Here is a 407-nt window from a genome sequence, read left to right on the forward strand (position 1 = left end):
TAGCCGAGCGTCGAGAGAAGTTGGAGGCTGATAAGGAACTTCCAACCTTTAGTCGCTACGTTTTTGCTGGACAGGTCTTTGAGAAATACCTGAAACCGCAAAACCGCACCAGCAGTCATAATACGGCTAATCATGCCTTACAAGGGATTGGTTGCTCACCTGGCTGCGTCAAGGCTCGGGTTTTGGTCGTGGAAGATGTGCAGGAGATTGAGTCTGCTCAGGACCGGATTATCGTGACCAAGATGACAGATCCGGGCTGGGTTTATCTTCTGACCCAAGCCAAGGGTGTCATTGCAGAACAGGGGTCTTTGCTCTCTCACACAGCTATTATTTCCCGCGAGTTGGGTATCCCTTCCATTGTAAATGTCAGAGGTGCCTGCAGCCAGCTGCAAAACGATGATTGGATT

At 50.1% G+C, this 407-nt stretch carries 1 protein-coding gene; it reads left to right on the forward strand.

The window, feature by feature from the left end:
* A partial coding sequence (locus tag STRDD11_RS13385) for a PEP-utilizing enzyme (RefSeq protein ID WP_241209471.1) occupies positions 1 to 407 on the forward strand: 407 nt, incomplete at both ends.

Origin of the sequence: Streptococcus sp. DD11 (genome assembly GCF_001578865.1) — a bacterium.
In the GTDB taxonomy this organism is placed as follows: domain Bacteria; phylum Bacillota; class Bacilli; order Lactobacillales; family Streptococcaceae; genus Streptococcus; species Streptococcus panodentis.